This window comes from Ulvibacterium marinum (genome assembly GCF_003626755.1).
Lineage (GTDB): Bacteria > Bacteroidota > Bacteroidia > Flavobacteriales > Flavobacteriaceae > Ulvibacterium > Ulvibacterium marinum.
Genome location: NZ_RBCJ01000001.1, coordinates 1029008 through 1044392 on the forward strand (window position 1 = coordinate 1029008; position 15385 = coordinate 1044392).

At 40.1% G+C, this 15385-nt stretch carries 11 protein-coding genes; 9 read left to right on the plus strand and 2 right to left on the minus strand.

The annotated features are described in order from the left end of the window. Positions 1–42: 42 nt before the first annotated feature. Entirely contained in the window at positions 43–384 is a 342-nt protein-coding gene (locus D7Z94_RS04345; protein ID WP_120710284.1) for a YtxH domain-containing protein, read from the minus strand. 188 nt (positions 385–572) lie between these two features. Between D7Z94_RS04345 and ileS the strand changes: the two genes are divergently transcribed. From ileS to D7Z94_RS04360, 3 genes are all read left to right on the plus strand, one after another. Further along, the gene (gene ileS / locus D7Z94_RS04350; protein WP_120710285.1) at positions 573–4025 is read left to right on the plus strand and encodes an isoleucine--tRNA ligase; all 3453 of its coding nucleotides are present in this window, start codon (positions 573–575) and stop codon (positions 4023–4025) included. 5 nt (positions 4026–4030) lie between these two features. Next, positions 4031–4414, plus strand: a complete 384-nt coding sequence (locus tag D7Z94_RS04355) for a TraR/DksA family transcriptional regulator (protein ID WP_120710286.1) — start codon at positions 4031–4033, stop codon at positions 4412–4414. A gap of 297 nt (positions 4415–4711) precedes the next feature. Then, positions 4712–5356, plus strand: a complete 645-nt coding sequence (locus tag D7Z94_RS04360) for a lipoprotein signal peptidase (protein ID WP_120710287.1) — start codon at positions 4712–4714, stop codon at positions 5354–5356. Here the strand turns inward: D7Z94_RS04360 and D7Z94_RS04365 are convergent. Then, entirely contained in the window at positions 5353–5922 is a 570-nt protein-coding gene (locus tag D7Z94_RS04365) for a 5-formyltetrahydrofolate cyclo-ligase (RefSeq protein WP_120710288.1), read from the minus strand. The two genes, D7Z94_RS04360 and D7Z94_RS04365, sit on opposite strands and share 4 nt — an antisense overlap. A gap of 532 nt (positions 5923–6454) precedes the next feature. Between D7Z94_RS04365 and uvrC the strand changes: the two genes are divergently transcribed. The 6 genes from uvrC (at position 6455) to D7Z94_RS04395 (ending at position 15329) form a co-directional block, all read left to right on the plus strand. Beyond that, on the plus strand, positions 6455–8242 hold the full coding sequence (uvrC, locus tag D7Z94_RS04370; protein WP_120710289.1) for an excinuclease ABC subunit UvrC: 1788 nt from the start codon (positions 6455–6457) through the stop codon (positions 8240–8242). Positions 8243–8263: 21 nt separating this feature from the next. Further along, complete coding sequence (locus tag D7Z94_RS04375) at positions 8264–10528, plus strand: patatin-like phospholipase family protein (protein ID WP_120710290.1); 2265 nt, start codon at positions 8264–8266, stop codon at positions 10526–10528. A gap of 294 nt (positions 10529–10822) precedes the next feature. Beyond that, complete coding sequence (gene hppD, locus D7Z94_RS04380; RefSeq protein ID WP_120710863.1) at positions 10823–11965, plus strand: 4-hydroxyphenylpyruvate dioxygenase; 1143 nt, start codon at positions 10823–10825, stop codon at positions 11963–11965. Between the two features lie 319 nt (positions 11966–12284). Further along, entirely contained in the window at positions 12285–13064 is a 780-nt protein-coding gene (locus D7Z94_RS04385) for a DUF3108 domain-containing protein (protein ID WP_120710291.1), read from the plus strand. Between the two features lie 8 nt (positions 13065–13072). Beyond that, positions 13073–14041, plus strand: coding sequence for a tryptophan 2,3-dioxygenase family protein (locus D7Z94_RS04390; RefSeq protein ID WP_120710292.1), 969 nt, complete (start codon positions 13073–13075; stop codon positions 14039–14041). Between the two features lies 1 nt (position 14042). Further along, a complete protein-coding gene (locus D7Z94_RS04395) occupies positions 14043–15329 on the plus strand; it encodes a M23 family metallopeptidase (RefSeq protein WP_120710293.1) in 1287 nt (428 codons plus the stop codon). The last annotated feature ends 56 nt before the right edge of the window (positions 15330–15385 follow it).

Here is a 15385-nt window from a genome sequence, read left to right on the forward strand (position 1 = left end):
CCGACCATGGGTCAGGGTTTCGGCAATCTTTTTACTAAGGATTTATTTGGAATCACCGTCTACGGCGTCCTTTACCTTATTAGCTGCATCTTTGGCCGCATCCTTTACATCTTCTCCAGCTTCCTTAGCTTTGTCCAAAGCATTTTCACCGGCCTCTTTTACACTATCCGCGGCGTCCTCTGCACTTTCTTTAACGTCCTCCCCAACCTCTTTGGTCTTTTCCATCATGTCTTCGCCCATTTCCTTAAGATCTTCGCCGGTTTCTTCCATAGCCTCTCCGGCTTGTTCGGCTGCGTCCTTGGCCTTATCTGCAGTTTCTCTGCAGGACACAAAGGAAAAACTTAGGGCCAGCATCAAAATTGAATTTACAATTAGCTTTTTCATGTTTATATGTTTGTTTATTAGTTAATGATGTATTGATATACGGTAAAATAGGTTACATGGACGCCAAAGTTTTAACAAATGGGATTTAGGCAGTGTCCGAGCCTGTTTTTCATAAGGTTACCAGTCACTTAATCCAATCAAAATTCTTAATTTTGCAGCCTCAATTTGTAGTATAGGTAAGGACCATTATGAAGTTTGCGGAATATAAAGGGTTGGATTTGCCACAAGTGGCCAAGGAAGTTCTGGACTACTGGAAAGAGAACCATATCTTCGAAAAGAGTGTTTCTTCCAGGGAAGGGAAGCCAAGTTATGTGTTTTACGAAGGACCTCCGTCTGCCAATGGTATGCCCGGAATTCACCATGTAATGGCACGTACCATAAAGGATATCTTTCCACGCTACCAAACAATGAAAGGATTTCAGGTAAAACGAAAAGCCGGTTGGGATACCCATGGTCTGCCTGTTGAATTAGGTGTTGAAAAGGAATTGGGTATTACTAAGGAGGATATTGGTAAAAAAATCACGATCGAGGAATATAACGCTGCGTGTAAAAAGGCTGTCTTGCGTTACACGGATGTATGGAACGAGATGACCGAAAGAATAGGTTATTGGGTGGATATGGACAATCCCTATATCACCTATAAATCCAAATACATGGAGTCTGTATGGTGGTTGTTGAAGCAGATTTATGATAAGGGACTTATCTACAAAGGGTATACCATTCAACCCTATTCTCCAAAGGCAGGGACCGGATTGAGCTCACATGAGCTCAACCAACCCGGTACGTACCAGGATATTACGGATACTACTGTAGTTGCACAGTTTAAAACAAAAAAAGAAACCCTTCCGGACTTTTTTAAGAATATTGAGGAAGACGTTTATTTTTTGGCATGGACGACCACACCTTGGACGTTGCCTTCCAATACTGCCCTTACTGTAGGATCTAAAATCGATTACGTATTGGTTAGGACATTTAATCAGTACACTTTTGAACCCGTTCATGTGGTTTTGGCCAAAGGACTGGTGGGAAAACAGTTTGGAGGGAAGTTTTTTGAAGCTAAGGATGAAAGCGACTTTGTCAATTTCACAAAAGGGGATAAGAAGATTCCGTATACAATATTAGCTGAAAGCAAAGGGAAAGATTTAATAGGCATTGGTTACGAGCAATTGCTGAATTATGCCCTTCCCTATCAAAATCCGGAGAATGCCTTTCGAGTCATTGCTGGGGATTTCGTAACCACAGAAGACGGTACCGGGATTGTACATACGGCCCCTACTTTTGGTGCGGATGATATGCAAGTGGCCCAAAAAGCGGAACCTCTCGTTCCTCCAATGCTGGTTCTGGACAAAAACAACAATCCGGTTCCCTTGGTAGATTTACAGGGCAGATTCCGACCTGAGATGGGAGAACTGGCGGGCAAATATGTAAAGAACGAATACTATGAGGAAGGTGCAGCTCCCGAAAAATCTGTGGACGTGGAGATTGCCATTAAGCTTAAAGAGGAAAACAAGGCCTTTAAGGTAGAGAAATATGTACATAGCTATCCCAATTGTTGGCGGACGGACAAACCTATACTTTATTATCCCTTGGATTCTTGGTTCATTAAGGTGACCGAGATAAAGGACAGAATGTATGAGTTGAACCAGCAAATCAATTGGAAGCCCAAGGCCACGGGAGAGGGCAGGTTCGGCAACTGGCTGGCCAATGCCAATGACTGGAACCTATCAAGGTCGCGTTATTGGGGAATTCCACTTCCTATTTGGCGAACGGAGGATGGTAGCGAAGAGATTATCATTGGTTCAGTAGAACAGCTGAAGTTGGAAATGAACAAATCCGTTGAAGCCGGATTGATGGAGAAAGATCTTTTCAATGATTTTATCGTCGGAGATATGTCCGAGGAAAATTATGAGAAAATAGATCTCCATAAAAACATCGTAGATCAAATCGTCCTAATTTCTCTTTCGGGCAAGGCCATGAAGCGGGAAAGCGATTTAATCGATGTTTGGTTCGATAGTGGTTCAATGCCCTATGCACAATGGCATTATCCCTTTGAGAAGGCCCCCTCTAACTCCCCCACAGGGGGAGAAACCACACCGGGACATCATATCGAGCGGGAACCGAAGGGGGCCATACCTTTCCCGGCAGACTTCATTGCAGAAGGCGTAGATCAAACCAGAGGGTGGTTTTATACGTTACATGCAATAGCTACTATGGTTTTTGATTCGGTAGCTTACAAGAATGTAGTGTCCAATGGACTGGTATTGGACAAAGACGGGAAAAAGATGTCCAAGCGCTTCGGAAACGCGGTCGACCCTTTTGAGACGATGGAAGAACATGGTCCCGATGCTACACGCTGGTACATGATTTCCAATGCCAATCCTTGGGACAACCTTAAATTTGACATAAAGGGCGTTGAGGAGGTGAAATTCAAGTTTTTTGGTACGCTTTACAATACCTATTCTTTTTTTGCACTTTACGCCAATATAGACCAGTTCGATTATTCGGAAAAGGAAACACCTTTACATGAACGCCCCGAGATAGACCGATGGATCCTTTCGGAATTGAACTCCTTGATCAAACTAGTGGATGAGGCGTATGCCGCCTATGAACCCACCCGGGCCACCCGGGCCATATCAGAATATGTACAGGAGAATTTGAGCAACTGGTATGTTCGTCTCTGTAGAAGACGCTTTTGGAAGGGAGATTATCAGAAAGATAAGATTTCGGCCTATCAAACCTTGTACACCTGTTTGGAAACGATAGCTAAATTATCGGCTCCTGTAGCCCCATTTTTTATGGATCGTTTGTACAAGGATTTAACAGCTGCCACAAGTACAGAGGCTTTTGAAAGTGTTCATTTGGCCAATTTTCCAGTATCTGATGCTGCAATGATCGATGAAGTGTTGGAAAGCAAAATGGAAAAGGCCCAGAATATATCTTCCTTAGTGCTTTCTATTCGTCAAAAACAAAGGATTAAGGTGCGTCAACCGCTTCAAAGAATTATGATTCCGATTTTGGATGAGAAACAAAAACAGGAAATAGAGGCGGTGTCCGATCTGATAAAATCGGAAGTAAATGTAAAGGAAATAGAACTGCTGGATGATGCTTCCGGCATCCTCGTAAAGCAAATTAAACCGAATTTCAAAATCTTGGGCCCCAGATTTGGAAAAGATATGAAGCGCATTGCCCAATCCGTTGCCAATTTGGGACAAGAGGATATCCAAAAAATTGAACAGGAAGGCGAAATATCCCTTGATATTGAAAATAAAATCATTAAATTACAGTTAGAGGATGTAGAGATTTCCTCTCAAGATATAGAAGGCTGGCTTGTGGCCAGTTCCGGCGCATTAACGGTGGCCTTGGACGTAACCATAGACGATGAACTCAAAAAAGAGGGTATCGCTAGGGAATTGGTGAACCGCATACAAAACTTGCGCAAAGAGTCCGGTTTTGAGGTTACCGATAAAATCGATATAAAAATCCTAAAGGATGGATTGGTCGAAAAAGCTGTGGAAAGCAATTTAAAATATATAAAGACAGAGACTTTGACCGCAGAACTGGATTTTGAGGAAAAACTTGAAAAGGGCACTGAAGTGACCTTTGACGAAATAAATACAAAATTATTGATCGAAAAACACTAAAGGATATGGCACAGGATTTAAAAATTAGATATTCTGACAAGGATTTGGGAGAATTCAAGGCACTTATAGAAGAAAAAATAGAAAAGGCCCAAAGCCATTTGGATCTCTTAAAGAGTTCCTATATGAACGATGGTGACAATGGTACGGATGATACTTCACCTACCTTTAAAGCTTTTGAAGAAGGCTCGCAAACAATGAGCAAAGAGGCCAATACCCAATTGGCCATCAGACAGGAGAAGTTTATCAGAGACCTTAAGAATGCCCTTTTGCGTATTGAGAACAAAACGTATGGTATTTGTAGGGTAACCGGTAAGCTTATCAATAAGGAAAGATTAAAGCTTGTACCCCATGCCACGTTGAGCATAGAGGCAAAGAATATGCAGAAATAATTGGCCTAGGGCAAGGGAGAATAAACCTGTGGAGTTCATTGGATGCCATAGGTTTTTGGCTTTTCGGCATATGAACAAAGCACATGTGGACTGCTGCATTTTTCAATGTGCATGCCCCACCTTTTGGTCTTTTGGATAGTTAATCTTAAGATGCTTTCTCTTTAAGCTGATGTCAGCGGTTTTAGAAAAGTATCTTAAAAATGACAAAAACCAAATGAGCATGGGCATGGGCAATATCTATCCCAAGAAAATCAAATAATATAACTATTTTTACCCACTCGAACGGCAAAGTAACCGATGAGCTTAAAAAAATCCCTCTTACTTATATCGATAATTTTAATAATAGATCAGCTTAGCAAGGTTTATATCAAGACCCATTTTGTACTTGGTGAGTCGGTCGATGTTCTTAGTTGGTTTAAGATATTGTTCATTGAAAATTCTGGAGCGGCTTGGGGTGCAAAACTGAGTGATTTTTTGCCGATTTCCGAATCCATAGGGAAATTGATCTTGACCGTTTTTAGATTGTTCGCCGTAGCAGGAATCGGGTACTGGCTCTATGATACCATTCAGAAGAATTCTTCGAGAACTTTGATTCTGGCGGTTTCCTTGATTTTTGCCGGAGCCTTGGGAAATATTATCGATTCTGTATTCTATGGTATTTTATTCAACGATAGTACAGGTCAAGTAGCTACTTTGTTTTCTAACGAACCTTATGGAAGTCTTTTCTACGGTAAAGTGGTGGACATGCTATATTTTCCCATGATCAACACCACGTGGCCGGAATGGGTACCCTATCTTGGAGGAAACAGCTTCCGCTTCTTTGAGCCTGTATTCAACATTGCGGACACCGCAATAAGCACTGGTGTGGGAATACTATTGGTCTTCAATAAAAAGGCTTTTGGAAAAAAAGAAGAGATGACAAGACCTTCGGAGGAGGATTAGGAAAGAGGAAATGTGTAGACTTTTTCCGGGGTAACACAATAGTTCAAGGGGACGTCTTCCATACTAACATCGGTAATGCTATTTTCTGCCTCAAATAAAGAAACCCCCACTTTTATAACGTCTGGACGGCACTCTTTTAAAAACCCATCATAAAACCCTTTTCCGTACCCTACACGATTTCCTTTGGTATCAAAGGCCAAAAGTGGGATAAAAACTACGTCTATCAATTTCGACGCAATTTCATTGCATTGTACAGGTTCTGGAATCTGCCAAACACTTTTTTTGAATTTTGTTTCATTGGACAATAAGCAGTTAAGAAGCTTACCATTGGAACCCACTTTAGGAACCACAACATTTTTATTCCTTCCTTGGAGAATAGAAAGCGTAAAAGAGGTGTCGATTTCCCTTTTCTCTCGAATGGACAAAAACATGTGGTAATAATCAAACGACCATATAGGAAGTTGTAAAAGCCTATTGGAAATACGTAAACTGGAGTTAACTAGCGATGGAATGGGAATTTCTTCCCTTAATTTAGAATATTGTTTTCGTAAATCTTTTTTCAACATTGGGGTTGATTAAGACATCTACGAGTGTGGAAAGAAGGAGGATTAGTCCTTTGTGGCTACTGCAAAATAAACTTTAAAGAAAAGCATCAATATTAAGTAGGTGCCTAGGGTAATGAGATAACTGTCCATGCATTCACTGATTTTGTGCTTTAAATGTAATTAAAAAAAAACGTATTGAACCCATAAAATGCACTTTTTTACCGATGAAATGCACATTTTTAGGCAATTTTTAACATTTTAATAAAGACCTCATAATTTAAATTTAAACAGGAAATAAAACTAAAATACTGATTTAAAGATACTTATAAAAGATTTAGGTTATGGAGGATATAAAAATATTCAGTACCGTGTCGTCCATAGATTATTTCCGTTTTGAAAAGCTTCCTTCGAAAAGCAGGATCTATTGTAGTAAATAGTTTGCACATAAAGAGTCAATTCTTCTGGCGGAGTTAAAAAAAATAAAAACTCCCTCTCCTTTCAATAAAACAAAGTAATTTAACTTTGTCAAAGAAATGCGATTCTACGTCAAAATATGCCCCAGGTACCCATCCAAATACAACTAAGTACCCTTCCCAATAATCCGGGGGTTTATCAGTTTTTCGATTCCGATGAGAAAATGCTTTATGTGGGCAAGGCTAAAAACTTAAAAAAGCGGGTGACCTCTTATTTTACCAAGAATCATGAATATGGAAAGACCCGGGTGCTAGTAAAGAAAATAAACCGGATAAAACATATTGTCGTTCCCACGGAATCTGATGCGCTATTGTTGGAGAATAACCTAATTAAGAAATACAGACCGCGATACAACGTAATGCTGAAGGACGACAAGTCCTATCCCTGGATATGTATCAAAAAAGAACGTTTTCCAAGAATATTCCCCACAAGGAAACTCATCAAAGATGGGTCGGAATACTACGGCCCATATACAAGTATGGGCACTGTAAGGACGTTGTTGGACCTAGTTAAAAGTGTCTATCCATTGCGTACCTGTAACTATGACCTCTCCCAGGAAAAGATAGCTGCCGGGAAGTATAAGTTGTGCCTGGAATATCATTTGGGCAATTGTAAAGGGCCTTGTGTGGGATTACAAAGTGCAGAGGAATACCACAGACAAATTGATGATATTCGAGAGATTATAAAAGGCAATTTTAAATCCTCCATTCAGTATTTCAAAAGACAGATGAAGGTCTTGGCGGATGAAATGAAGTTTGAGGAGGCCCAGCGCATTAAGGATAAAGTTCAGGTATTGGAAAATTATCAGGTAAAATCCACCATAGTAAACCCTAAGATTAACAATGTGGATGTATTTTCCATTATTTCGGACGAGGCGTTTGGCTATGTGAATTTTTTGCAGCTTTCCCATGGATCTATAGTAAGGTCCCATACCATGGAGCTAAAAAAGAAGCTCAATGAAAAGGATGTAGATCTTTTGCAATTGGCCATAGTCGAGATACGCCAAAGATTCAAATCTGAATCGAGGGAGCTTTATCTTCCATTCGAGGTAATTGTGGAACCCCACTTAAAAGTCACGATTCCCAAACTCGGTGATAAAAGAAAAATCCTGGAACTTTCGGAACGCAATGCCAAATTTTTCAGACAGGAAAGGTTTAAGCAAATCAAGATATTAGATCCGGATAGGCATACGAATCGGATTATGTCGCAAATGCAGAAAGACCTTAGGCTGGGTAAGGAACCTAGATATATTGAATGTTTTGATAATAGTAATATTCAGGGAAGCAATCCAGTTGCGGCTTGTGTGGTTTTTAGAAATGGCAAGCCATCCAAAAAAGAATACAGACATTACAATATTAAGACAGTAAAAGGTCCTGATGACTTTGCTTCTATGGAAGAAGTGGTATATAGAAGATACAAAAGGCTGTTGGCAGAAGAAGTTGAGTTACCCCAACTAATTATTATAGATGGGGGTAAGGGACAATTATCTTCAGCGCTCAAAAGTTTGGATGTTTTGGGTATTAGGGGAAAGATCGCCATTATCGGTATAGCTAAGCGGTTGGAGGAAATCTATTTTCCCGAAGATCCCGTTCCGATGTATCTGGATAAAAAATCGGAAAGCTTGAGGATTATTCAGCAACTTAGGAACGAGGCTCACCGTTTTGGAATTACCTTTCACAGAAATAAACGGAGCAAATCGGCGATTGACTCCGAACTTGTGGGTATAGAGGGCATTGGGGATAAAACCGCCCAAGAACTGTTGAGGAATTTTAAATCCGTAAAACGTATAAAGGAAGCCTCAATCGATAATTTGGCCAAAAGCGTGGGAATGGCCAAAGCCAAGAAAATTTATGAAGCATTTCACTGATACGGCAACTAACTTAAAATAATGCCAAGACCTGTACTAATAGTATTCACCTTCTTATTTTCCCTACTACTAACGGCCCAAAATTCAGTTGAGGACAAAGTAAAGGTGGGTGTAGTATTAAGTGGTGGAGGTGCCAAGGGGATGGCGCATATTGGGGCATTAAAGGTAATTGAGGAGGCAGGAGTAAAAGTAGATTATATCGGTGGTACAAGTATGGGGGCCATTGTTGGGGGGCTATATGCGGCAGGTTATTCGGCCATGGAACTCGATTCCTTATTTAGGGCAATTGATTTTGCTAATTTGATTCGGGACAACCTTCCCAGGGATGCCAAGACTTTTTATGAAAAGGAAGATTCGGAAAGATATGCCATTACCCTACCTTTTAACAATTTTAAGGTTTCCGTTCCTCCCGCATATTCCGGTGGGCAGAACATCTATAATGAATTGGTAAGGTTATTGTACCACGTAAGGGACGTTAAGGATTTTTCTAAATTGCCCATTCCCTTTCTATGCATAGCTACCAATGCCGAGACAGGAGAAGAAGTGCTGCTCAACGAGGGTTATTTGCCGGAGGCCGTTATGGCAAGTGGTGCACTACCCTCACTTTTTGAACCTGCATCGGTTGATGACAGGATATTGATAGATGGAGGTGTGGTAAACAATTACCCGATAGATGAAGTTAGGAAAATGGGTGCCGATATCATGATCGGGGTAGATGTTCAGCATGGCCTATCGGATAGGGAAGAATTACTTTCCGCAACAGAAATTCTTTTGCAGATAAACAATTTTAGAACCGTAAAGGATATGGGGGAAAAATCCGGGATGACCGATATCTACATAAAACCCGAAATGGAAGACTTCTCCGTAATCGATTTTGATGAACGGGAGAATATCATAGATGAAGGTGAAATAGCCGCCCGTGAAAAATATGTGGAATTAAAGGAACTTTCCATAAATCAAAATAGTTCCAAAAAGACCGTAAATTCCTTAGGGCTTAATGATAAGCTCATTGTGAACAGACTGGTCATTTCAGGTAACAATGATAATTATTCGAGAGGTTACGTAAAGGGGAAGTTAAGATTTGATCTTGGGGAAGAACTTAAGTTTGAAAAGTTTCAACAGGGCATTAGTAATTTATCGGCCACCGGGAATTTCAAGACAATACGTTACAGGCTTACCTCCAATGGTATTGGTGAGGATCTTATTTTAAATTTGGATGAAGATCCGAACAGGACATTATTACGTCTTGGGGCTCATTATGACGATTTGTATAAAAGTGCCGCTATAATCAATTTGACCAAAAAAAGGCTTTTGGCCAAGGACGACCTTGCCTCGTTTGATCTTATTCTTGGAGACAATGTACGATACAATTTTGAATACTATATTGATAAGGGTACCTATTGGAGTTTTGGAATCAACTCTAGGTTCAATGCATTTGAGAAAGAAATAGATTATGACCTAATCAGTGGTAACTTTGATGTACCAAATGACCCAAATATAAACAGTATTAATCTGGACATCACTGACGTTACCAATCAAGTTTATGTACAGACTGTGTTAAGGGAAGAATTTGCCTTTACGACGGGCATAGAACATAAATTCTTGAAATATAGCACAAGGACCTTGGGCAATGTTCCTACAGCGGAAGCATTAATTGCCGTAAGATCCTCCGGGGAACGGACCTTTTTTGAAAAGAGTAATTTTTATAGTGCCTTTGGCCAACTTACATTGGACACTTATGATGACAAGTATTTTCCGTCAAAAGGTCTATTCTTTGATGGGGATTTTCATTTTTATGTTTTTTCTTCGGACTTCAATGACAACTTTAAGGAGTTCTCCATAGCCAAGGCAAAATTGGGCGGGGCCTTCTCCATATTAAAAAATCTATCGTTGAACGTTGAGTCCGAGGGAGGATTTAAATTGGGAACGTCCAATGTAACTTCATTTGATTTTGTTTTGGGAGGTTTTGGCACTGATTTGATCAACAATTTTATACCCTTCATCGGCTATGATTTTTTGAGTTTACCAGGCAATAGTTTTGTAAAATCCTATGCTAGGGTCGATTGGGAATTTGCCCGGAAAAACCATCTGATGTTTACGGCAAATTTTGCCAATGTACAAGATGATATTTTTAGATTGGGAGAGTGGTTTACGGCACCGAGTTTTTCAGGATATGGAATCAGTTATGGTTGGGAATCCTTTTTAGGTCCGGTACAAGTAATGTATTCATGGTCTCCCGAAGGAGGCACTAGTAATGTCTTTTTTAGTGTAGGTCATTGGTTCTAGTCGACCAAATGGCACATGGGGAAAATGCACGAAGGGGTCTTGCCGGAACGCTTGTTTGAATAAAATACAGGCAATACCTTAACACAGTATTTGCTTCTTTTTTCCGATATTTGCCATAATTTTTTATTGAGATAGTGAGAAAGTCGAGGATTGATATTACGTCCCATCTTAGGGCCATGTGGTAAGCAGGTAACTTATATTTTGCTTCAGTGAAACAAGACACATTGCTTGTTATTCCGAGCAGTGTTTTTTATCACCATATCAAGTATTTCCAATCAATCCAATAAAAAAATCATGTCAACTTTAGATAACACTTCATTACAACTGCCGAAGGAAAATCCGGAAGCGGAAGATTTCTTGCCCTTGTTGGGTACCGATTATGTAGAACTCTATGTGGGTAATGCCAAACAAGCTGCCCATTACTACATGTCTGCCTGGGGGTTTCAACCTTTGGCCTACGCCGGTCTTGAAACCGGATTGAAAAATAAGGTTTCCTATGTGCTCCAACAGGACAAGATTAGGTTGGTCCTAACATCACCTTTAAAGTCAGGGGGTGAAATAAACCGTCATTTGGACGCTCATGGAGATGGTGTAAAAGTCATCGCCTTATGGGTAGATGATGCCACCAAGAGTTATAGGGAAACTGTAAAAAGAGGCGCCAAGGCTTATCTTGAGCCCAAGATACTTAAGGATGAACATGGACAGGTTGTGCTCTCCGGTATCCACACCTACGGTGAAACCGTTCACATCTTTGTTGAACGAAAAGGTTACGATGGGACATTTATGCCAGGTTACAGGCCTTGGAAACCCCATTATTCATCAAAAGACACAGGGTTAAGATATGTTGATCATATGGTGGGCAATGTGGGCTGGAATGAAATGAGCAAATGGTGCAAGTTTTATGCAGAAGTTATGGGCTTTGCCCAACTGGTCTCTTTTGATGATAACGATATTTCCACGGAATATACCGCTTTAATGAGCAAGGTGATGAGCAATGGAAATGGAAGGATAAAATTTCCTATCAACGAGCCTGCTGATGGTCGAAAAAAATCACAAATCGAAGAATACATTGAGTTTTACAATGGTGCCGGAGTTCAGCATATGGCCTTGGCGACCAATAACATTATTCAGACGGTTACCTCGTTACACAATAGAGGAGTAGAATTTTTGACAGTCCCGGCAAGTTATTACGAAGATGTTTTGGATAGGGTCGGGGAAATAGACGAAGATCTTGCTCCTTTACGGGACTTGGGTATATTGGTGGATAGGGATGATGAAGGCTATCTACTGCAAATATTCACCAAGCCCATATTGGATAGGCCAACCATGTTTATAGAGATTATACAGCGCAAAGGGGCAAAGTCATTTGGAAAAGGAAATTTTAAGGCGCTTTTTGAGGCTATTGAAAGAGAGCAAAAATCAAGAGGAACCCTTTAAACCCTTGATTTACTCTTAATGATTTCCCAATTTGCTGAGGACCATATTAATAATTGTTAAGGGAATAGTTAAAGTACGTTAAAACCGTTTACTACATAAATATGATGTATTAAATTTGTTGGTGTAAGGGGTGGTTCCCTTGCAACTTTAAGTATTGGTTTTTCATAATTTAAAGTTTGGTTGGTTATTTAGGAAAGCCCTGACGCGAACGTCAGGGCTTTTTTTCTGCACAATACTTTGGAATAAATTTTGTTTAAGTAATGGTTATGTGGTTCAAGGGTTAACTTGGCTTTTAGTAATTTTACCATATTAAATAGCTATGAGAAAATTTTACATACTCCTTTTTCTTTCCTTAAGCCTTGGTGTTGGTGCCCAGGATAACGCTTCCGCTTTTAAGCCGGGGGAATGGTTAAAGTTCCGAATGCACTATGGATGGTTAAATGCCAGTTACGCCACCCTTCAGGTCAATTCGGATATGATAGATGGGGTGCCGGTATATCATGTAGTTGGGAAAGGACGTACTACAGGATTCGCTAGTATTTTTTTTAAGGTCGATGATACCTACGAAAGCTATTTTGGGAAGGAAGATGGCAGGCCGTACAGATTTATCCGTAAGATTAATGAGGGAGGATACAAAAAAGATGTGGAGATAATTTTTGATCATGATAACGACAAAGCCATCCTCAACGATAAAAAGAACAAGAAAAAACTTAATTTTACGCTTCAAGACAGTATCCAGGATCTTATTTCCGCGTTTTACTACCTGAGGAACAATTATAATGCAAAGGACTTGGTAGAAGGTGAGGCGATAACTTTAAAAATGCTGTATGATGATGATGGGATTTTTAATTTCAGGCTCAAATACTTGGGAAAGGAAGTCTTAAAGACAAAATACGGAAAAGTCGAATGTCATAAATTTAGACCATACGTGCAATCCGGTCGCGTGTTCAAAGAGCAAGAAAGTCTTTCGCTTTGGGTGTCTACCGATAAGAATCGGATACCGGTACGCATAAAGGCGGATTTGGCCGTAGGTTCCATAAAGGCGGATTTGGATGGATACAATGGGCTTAAACACCAGTTCAAAATAATAATGGATTAGCCAAATCAATGAAGAAAAAGGAGAAGATTGCATCCCAAATCTCCAAATTAGAAGAAAAATATAAAGATTCCGGACAAGACTTAAGCTCCTATTTGGATGGCCTTCTTTATCAACGCTACCTAACGTATTGGGACTACATTCATTTGGATACTTTACTTAGTCTACAAGTACCCCGCACCTATTTTCCGGATGAGGAGATTTTCATCATGTATCACCAGATTTCCGAGCTGTATTTTAAATTGATACTTCATGAACAGAAGCAACTGGTAGATGATAAAGCACAAAATTTAGATTTTTTTATTGAAAAGGCCAAAAGGATAAATAGCTACTATAAGGCTCTTATATCTTCTTTTAGCATAATGATCAAAGGAATGGAAAAAGAGCAGTTCCTTCAATATAGAATGGCCTTATTACCTTCCAGTGGGTTTCAATCTGCACAATATAGGATGATCGAGCTTTATTCCACCCCCATGGAAAATCTAGTACATCATACCGAAAGGGACCGTTTTTCCTCAAAAAATACCATAGAAGAACTATATGAGCATATCTATTGGAAAAAAGGTGCCACAGATTTTACCACTGGCGAAAAGACACTCACCCTAAAGCAGTTTGAATATAGATATACCCCAAGATTAATACGGACTGCCAAGCAATTACAGAATACTACCATCTACCATAAGTACCTACAAATGCCGGAAGAGAAGCGGCATAATAAAGAGCTGGTTAAAGCGTTAAAGACATTGGACATGAATGCAAATATTAACTGGCCTTTGATGCATATGGGTTCCGCCTATCGGTATCTTGGAAGTGAAAAGGGGCAGGTAGAAGCTACTGGCGGTACCAACTGGAAAGAGTATTTACCACCAAGTTTTCAAAAAGTTGTATTTTTTCCGAAATTGTACACAAATCAAGAGTTAAAAAATTGGGGAAAGCAATGGGTTGACCATATCTTTAACCCGGAGAAAATAAAAAAATAGAATGCGAATACTTTGGGGCTTGGTATTGTTGGTTACCATATTGACATCTTGTAAAGACGATAAACCGATAGAGCTTAAAACGGATATGGATAACGTTGAGGTAGCTATCGTAGAAACCCCAGTAGCCATTAAACGATTCGGTTTTGATCTTTCCAATTTCAAGGTACAGCAAGATACCGTAAAAAGGGGGGATAGTTTTGGAGAGCTCATGTTACAGCATAAGGTGGACTACCCAAAGATCGCCAAGATATCCCAAGACTTCAGGGATACCTTTGATGTGCGCAAGATACGTGTTGGCAAACCTTACCTCATATTAAAGTCCAAAGACACTGCGGAAGCGGCCCAATTTTTTATTTATGAAAATGACCGTATAAATTACACCGTAGTCGATTTAAGGGACAGCGTGGTCGCCTATAAGGACAAAAAAGAGGTAAAGTACGTGGAACGGGAAGCTTCCGGTGTAATCGAAACCTCCTTGTCCGAGGCCATTTTAGATCAGGGAATAGACTACAATGTTACCAATAATTTGTCTGAAATATACGCTTGGACCATAGATTTCTTTAGACTTCAAAAAGGAGATAAATTTAAGGTACTTTACAAGGAAAAGTACATCAATGATTCTATTTATGCTGGTTGCGAACCTATAGAAGCAGCCTACTTTGAGCATAATGGGAAACCCATTTATGCCTTTGCCTATGAGAACGACTCCCTGAAAAGCATAATCGACTATTTTGATGAAGAAGCTAATAACTTAAGAAGGACTTTTTTGAGGGCACCAGTAAAATTCAGTAGGATATCGTCCAGGTATAACCTGAAGAGAAGAATCCGATATTATGGCAATAGGATAAGACCCCATAGAGGAACAGATTATGCCGCACCCGTTGGAACACCCATCATGGCCACAGCAGATGGTACCGTAACCGAATCTACAAGAAGGGGAGGTAATGGGAGATATGTAAAAATACGGCACAACGGTACCTACTCTACCCAATACCTTCATATGAAAAAGCAGAAGGTTAAAAGAGGCGAATTTGTTCGCCAAGGCGATGTCATAGGATGGGTAGGAATGACGGGCAATACCAGTGGCCCACATGTATGTTATCGTTTTTGGAAGAACGGAAGACAAGTGGATCCTTTGCGTGAAGAACTACCCAAAGCAGAACCATTGCCTGAACCGTTAAGGCCTGCCTACTATGCCTATATCAACCCTAAAAAAGATCAACTGGATTGCATCCAATTTCCCGAAGCTCCCGCTTCGGATGAAGATTTGATTACCTTAAACCAATAGGATTTTTTTTACAAGCAAGCTTTATTCCCAAAGTTTCGGGATTATGTTTTATTTTT

Bases quoted from the DNA above. Each gene is read 5' to 3' on its own strand.
- D7Z94_RS04345 (WP_120710284.1), bottom strand. From the start codon at position 384: ATGAAAAAGCTAATTGTAAATTCAATTTTGATGCTGGCCCTAAGTTTT.
- ileS (WP_120710285.1), top strand. From the start codon at position 573: ATGAAGTTTGCGGAATATAAAGGGTTGGATTTGCCACAAGTGGCCAAG.
- D7Z94_RS04355 (WP_120710286.1), top strand. From the start codon at position 4,031: ATGGCACAGGATTTAAAAATTAGATATTCTGACAAGGATTTGGGAGAA.
- D7Z94_RS04360 (WP_120710287.1), top strand. From the start codon at position 4,712: ATGAGCTTAAAAAAATCCCTCTTACTTATATCGATAATTTTAATAATA.
- D7Z94_RS04365 (WP_120710288.1), bottom strand. From the start codon at position 5,922: ATGTTGAAAAAAGATTTACGAAAACAATATTCTAAATTAAGGGAAGAA.
- uvrC (WP_120710289.1), top strand. From the start codon at position 6,455: ATGCCCCAGGTACCCATCCAAATACAACTAAGTACCCTTCCCAATAAT.
- D7Z94_RS04375 (WP_120710290.1), top strand. From the start codon at position 8,264: ATGCCAAGACCTGTACTAATAGTATTCACCTTCTTATTTTCCCTACTA.
- hppD (WP_120710863.1), top strand. From the start codon at position 10,823: ATGTCAACTTTAGATAACACTTCATTACAACTGCCGAAGGAAAATCCG.
- D7Z94_RS04385 (WP_120710291.1), top strand. From the start codon at position 12,285: ATGAGAAAATTTTACATACTCCTTTTTCTTTCCTTAAGCCTTGGTGTT.
- D7Z94_RS04390 (WP_120710292.1), top strand. From the start codon at position 13,073: ATGAAGAAAAAGGAGAAGATTGCATCCCAAATCTCCAAATTAGAAGAA.
- D7Z94_RS04395 (WP_120710293.1), top strand. From the start codon at position 14,043: ATGCGAATACTTTGGGGCTTGGTATTGTTGGTTACCATATTGACATCT.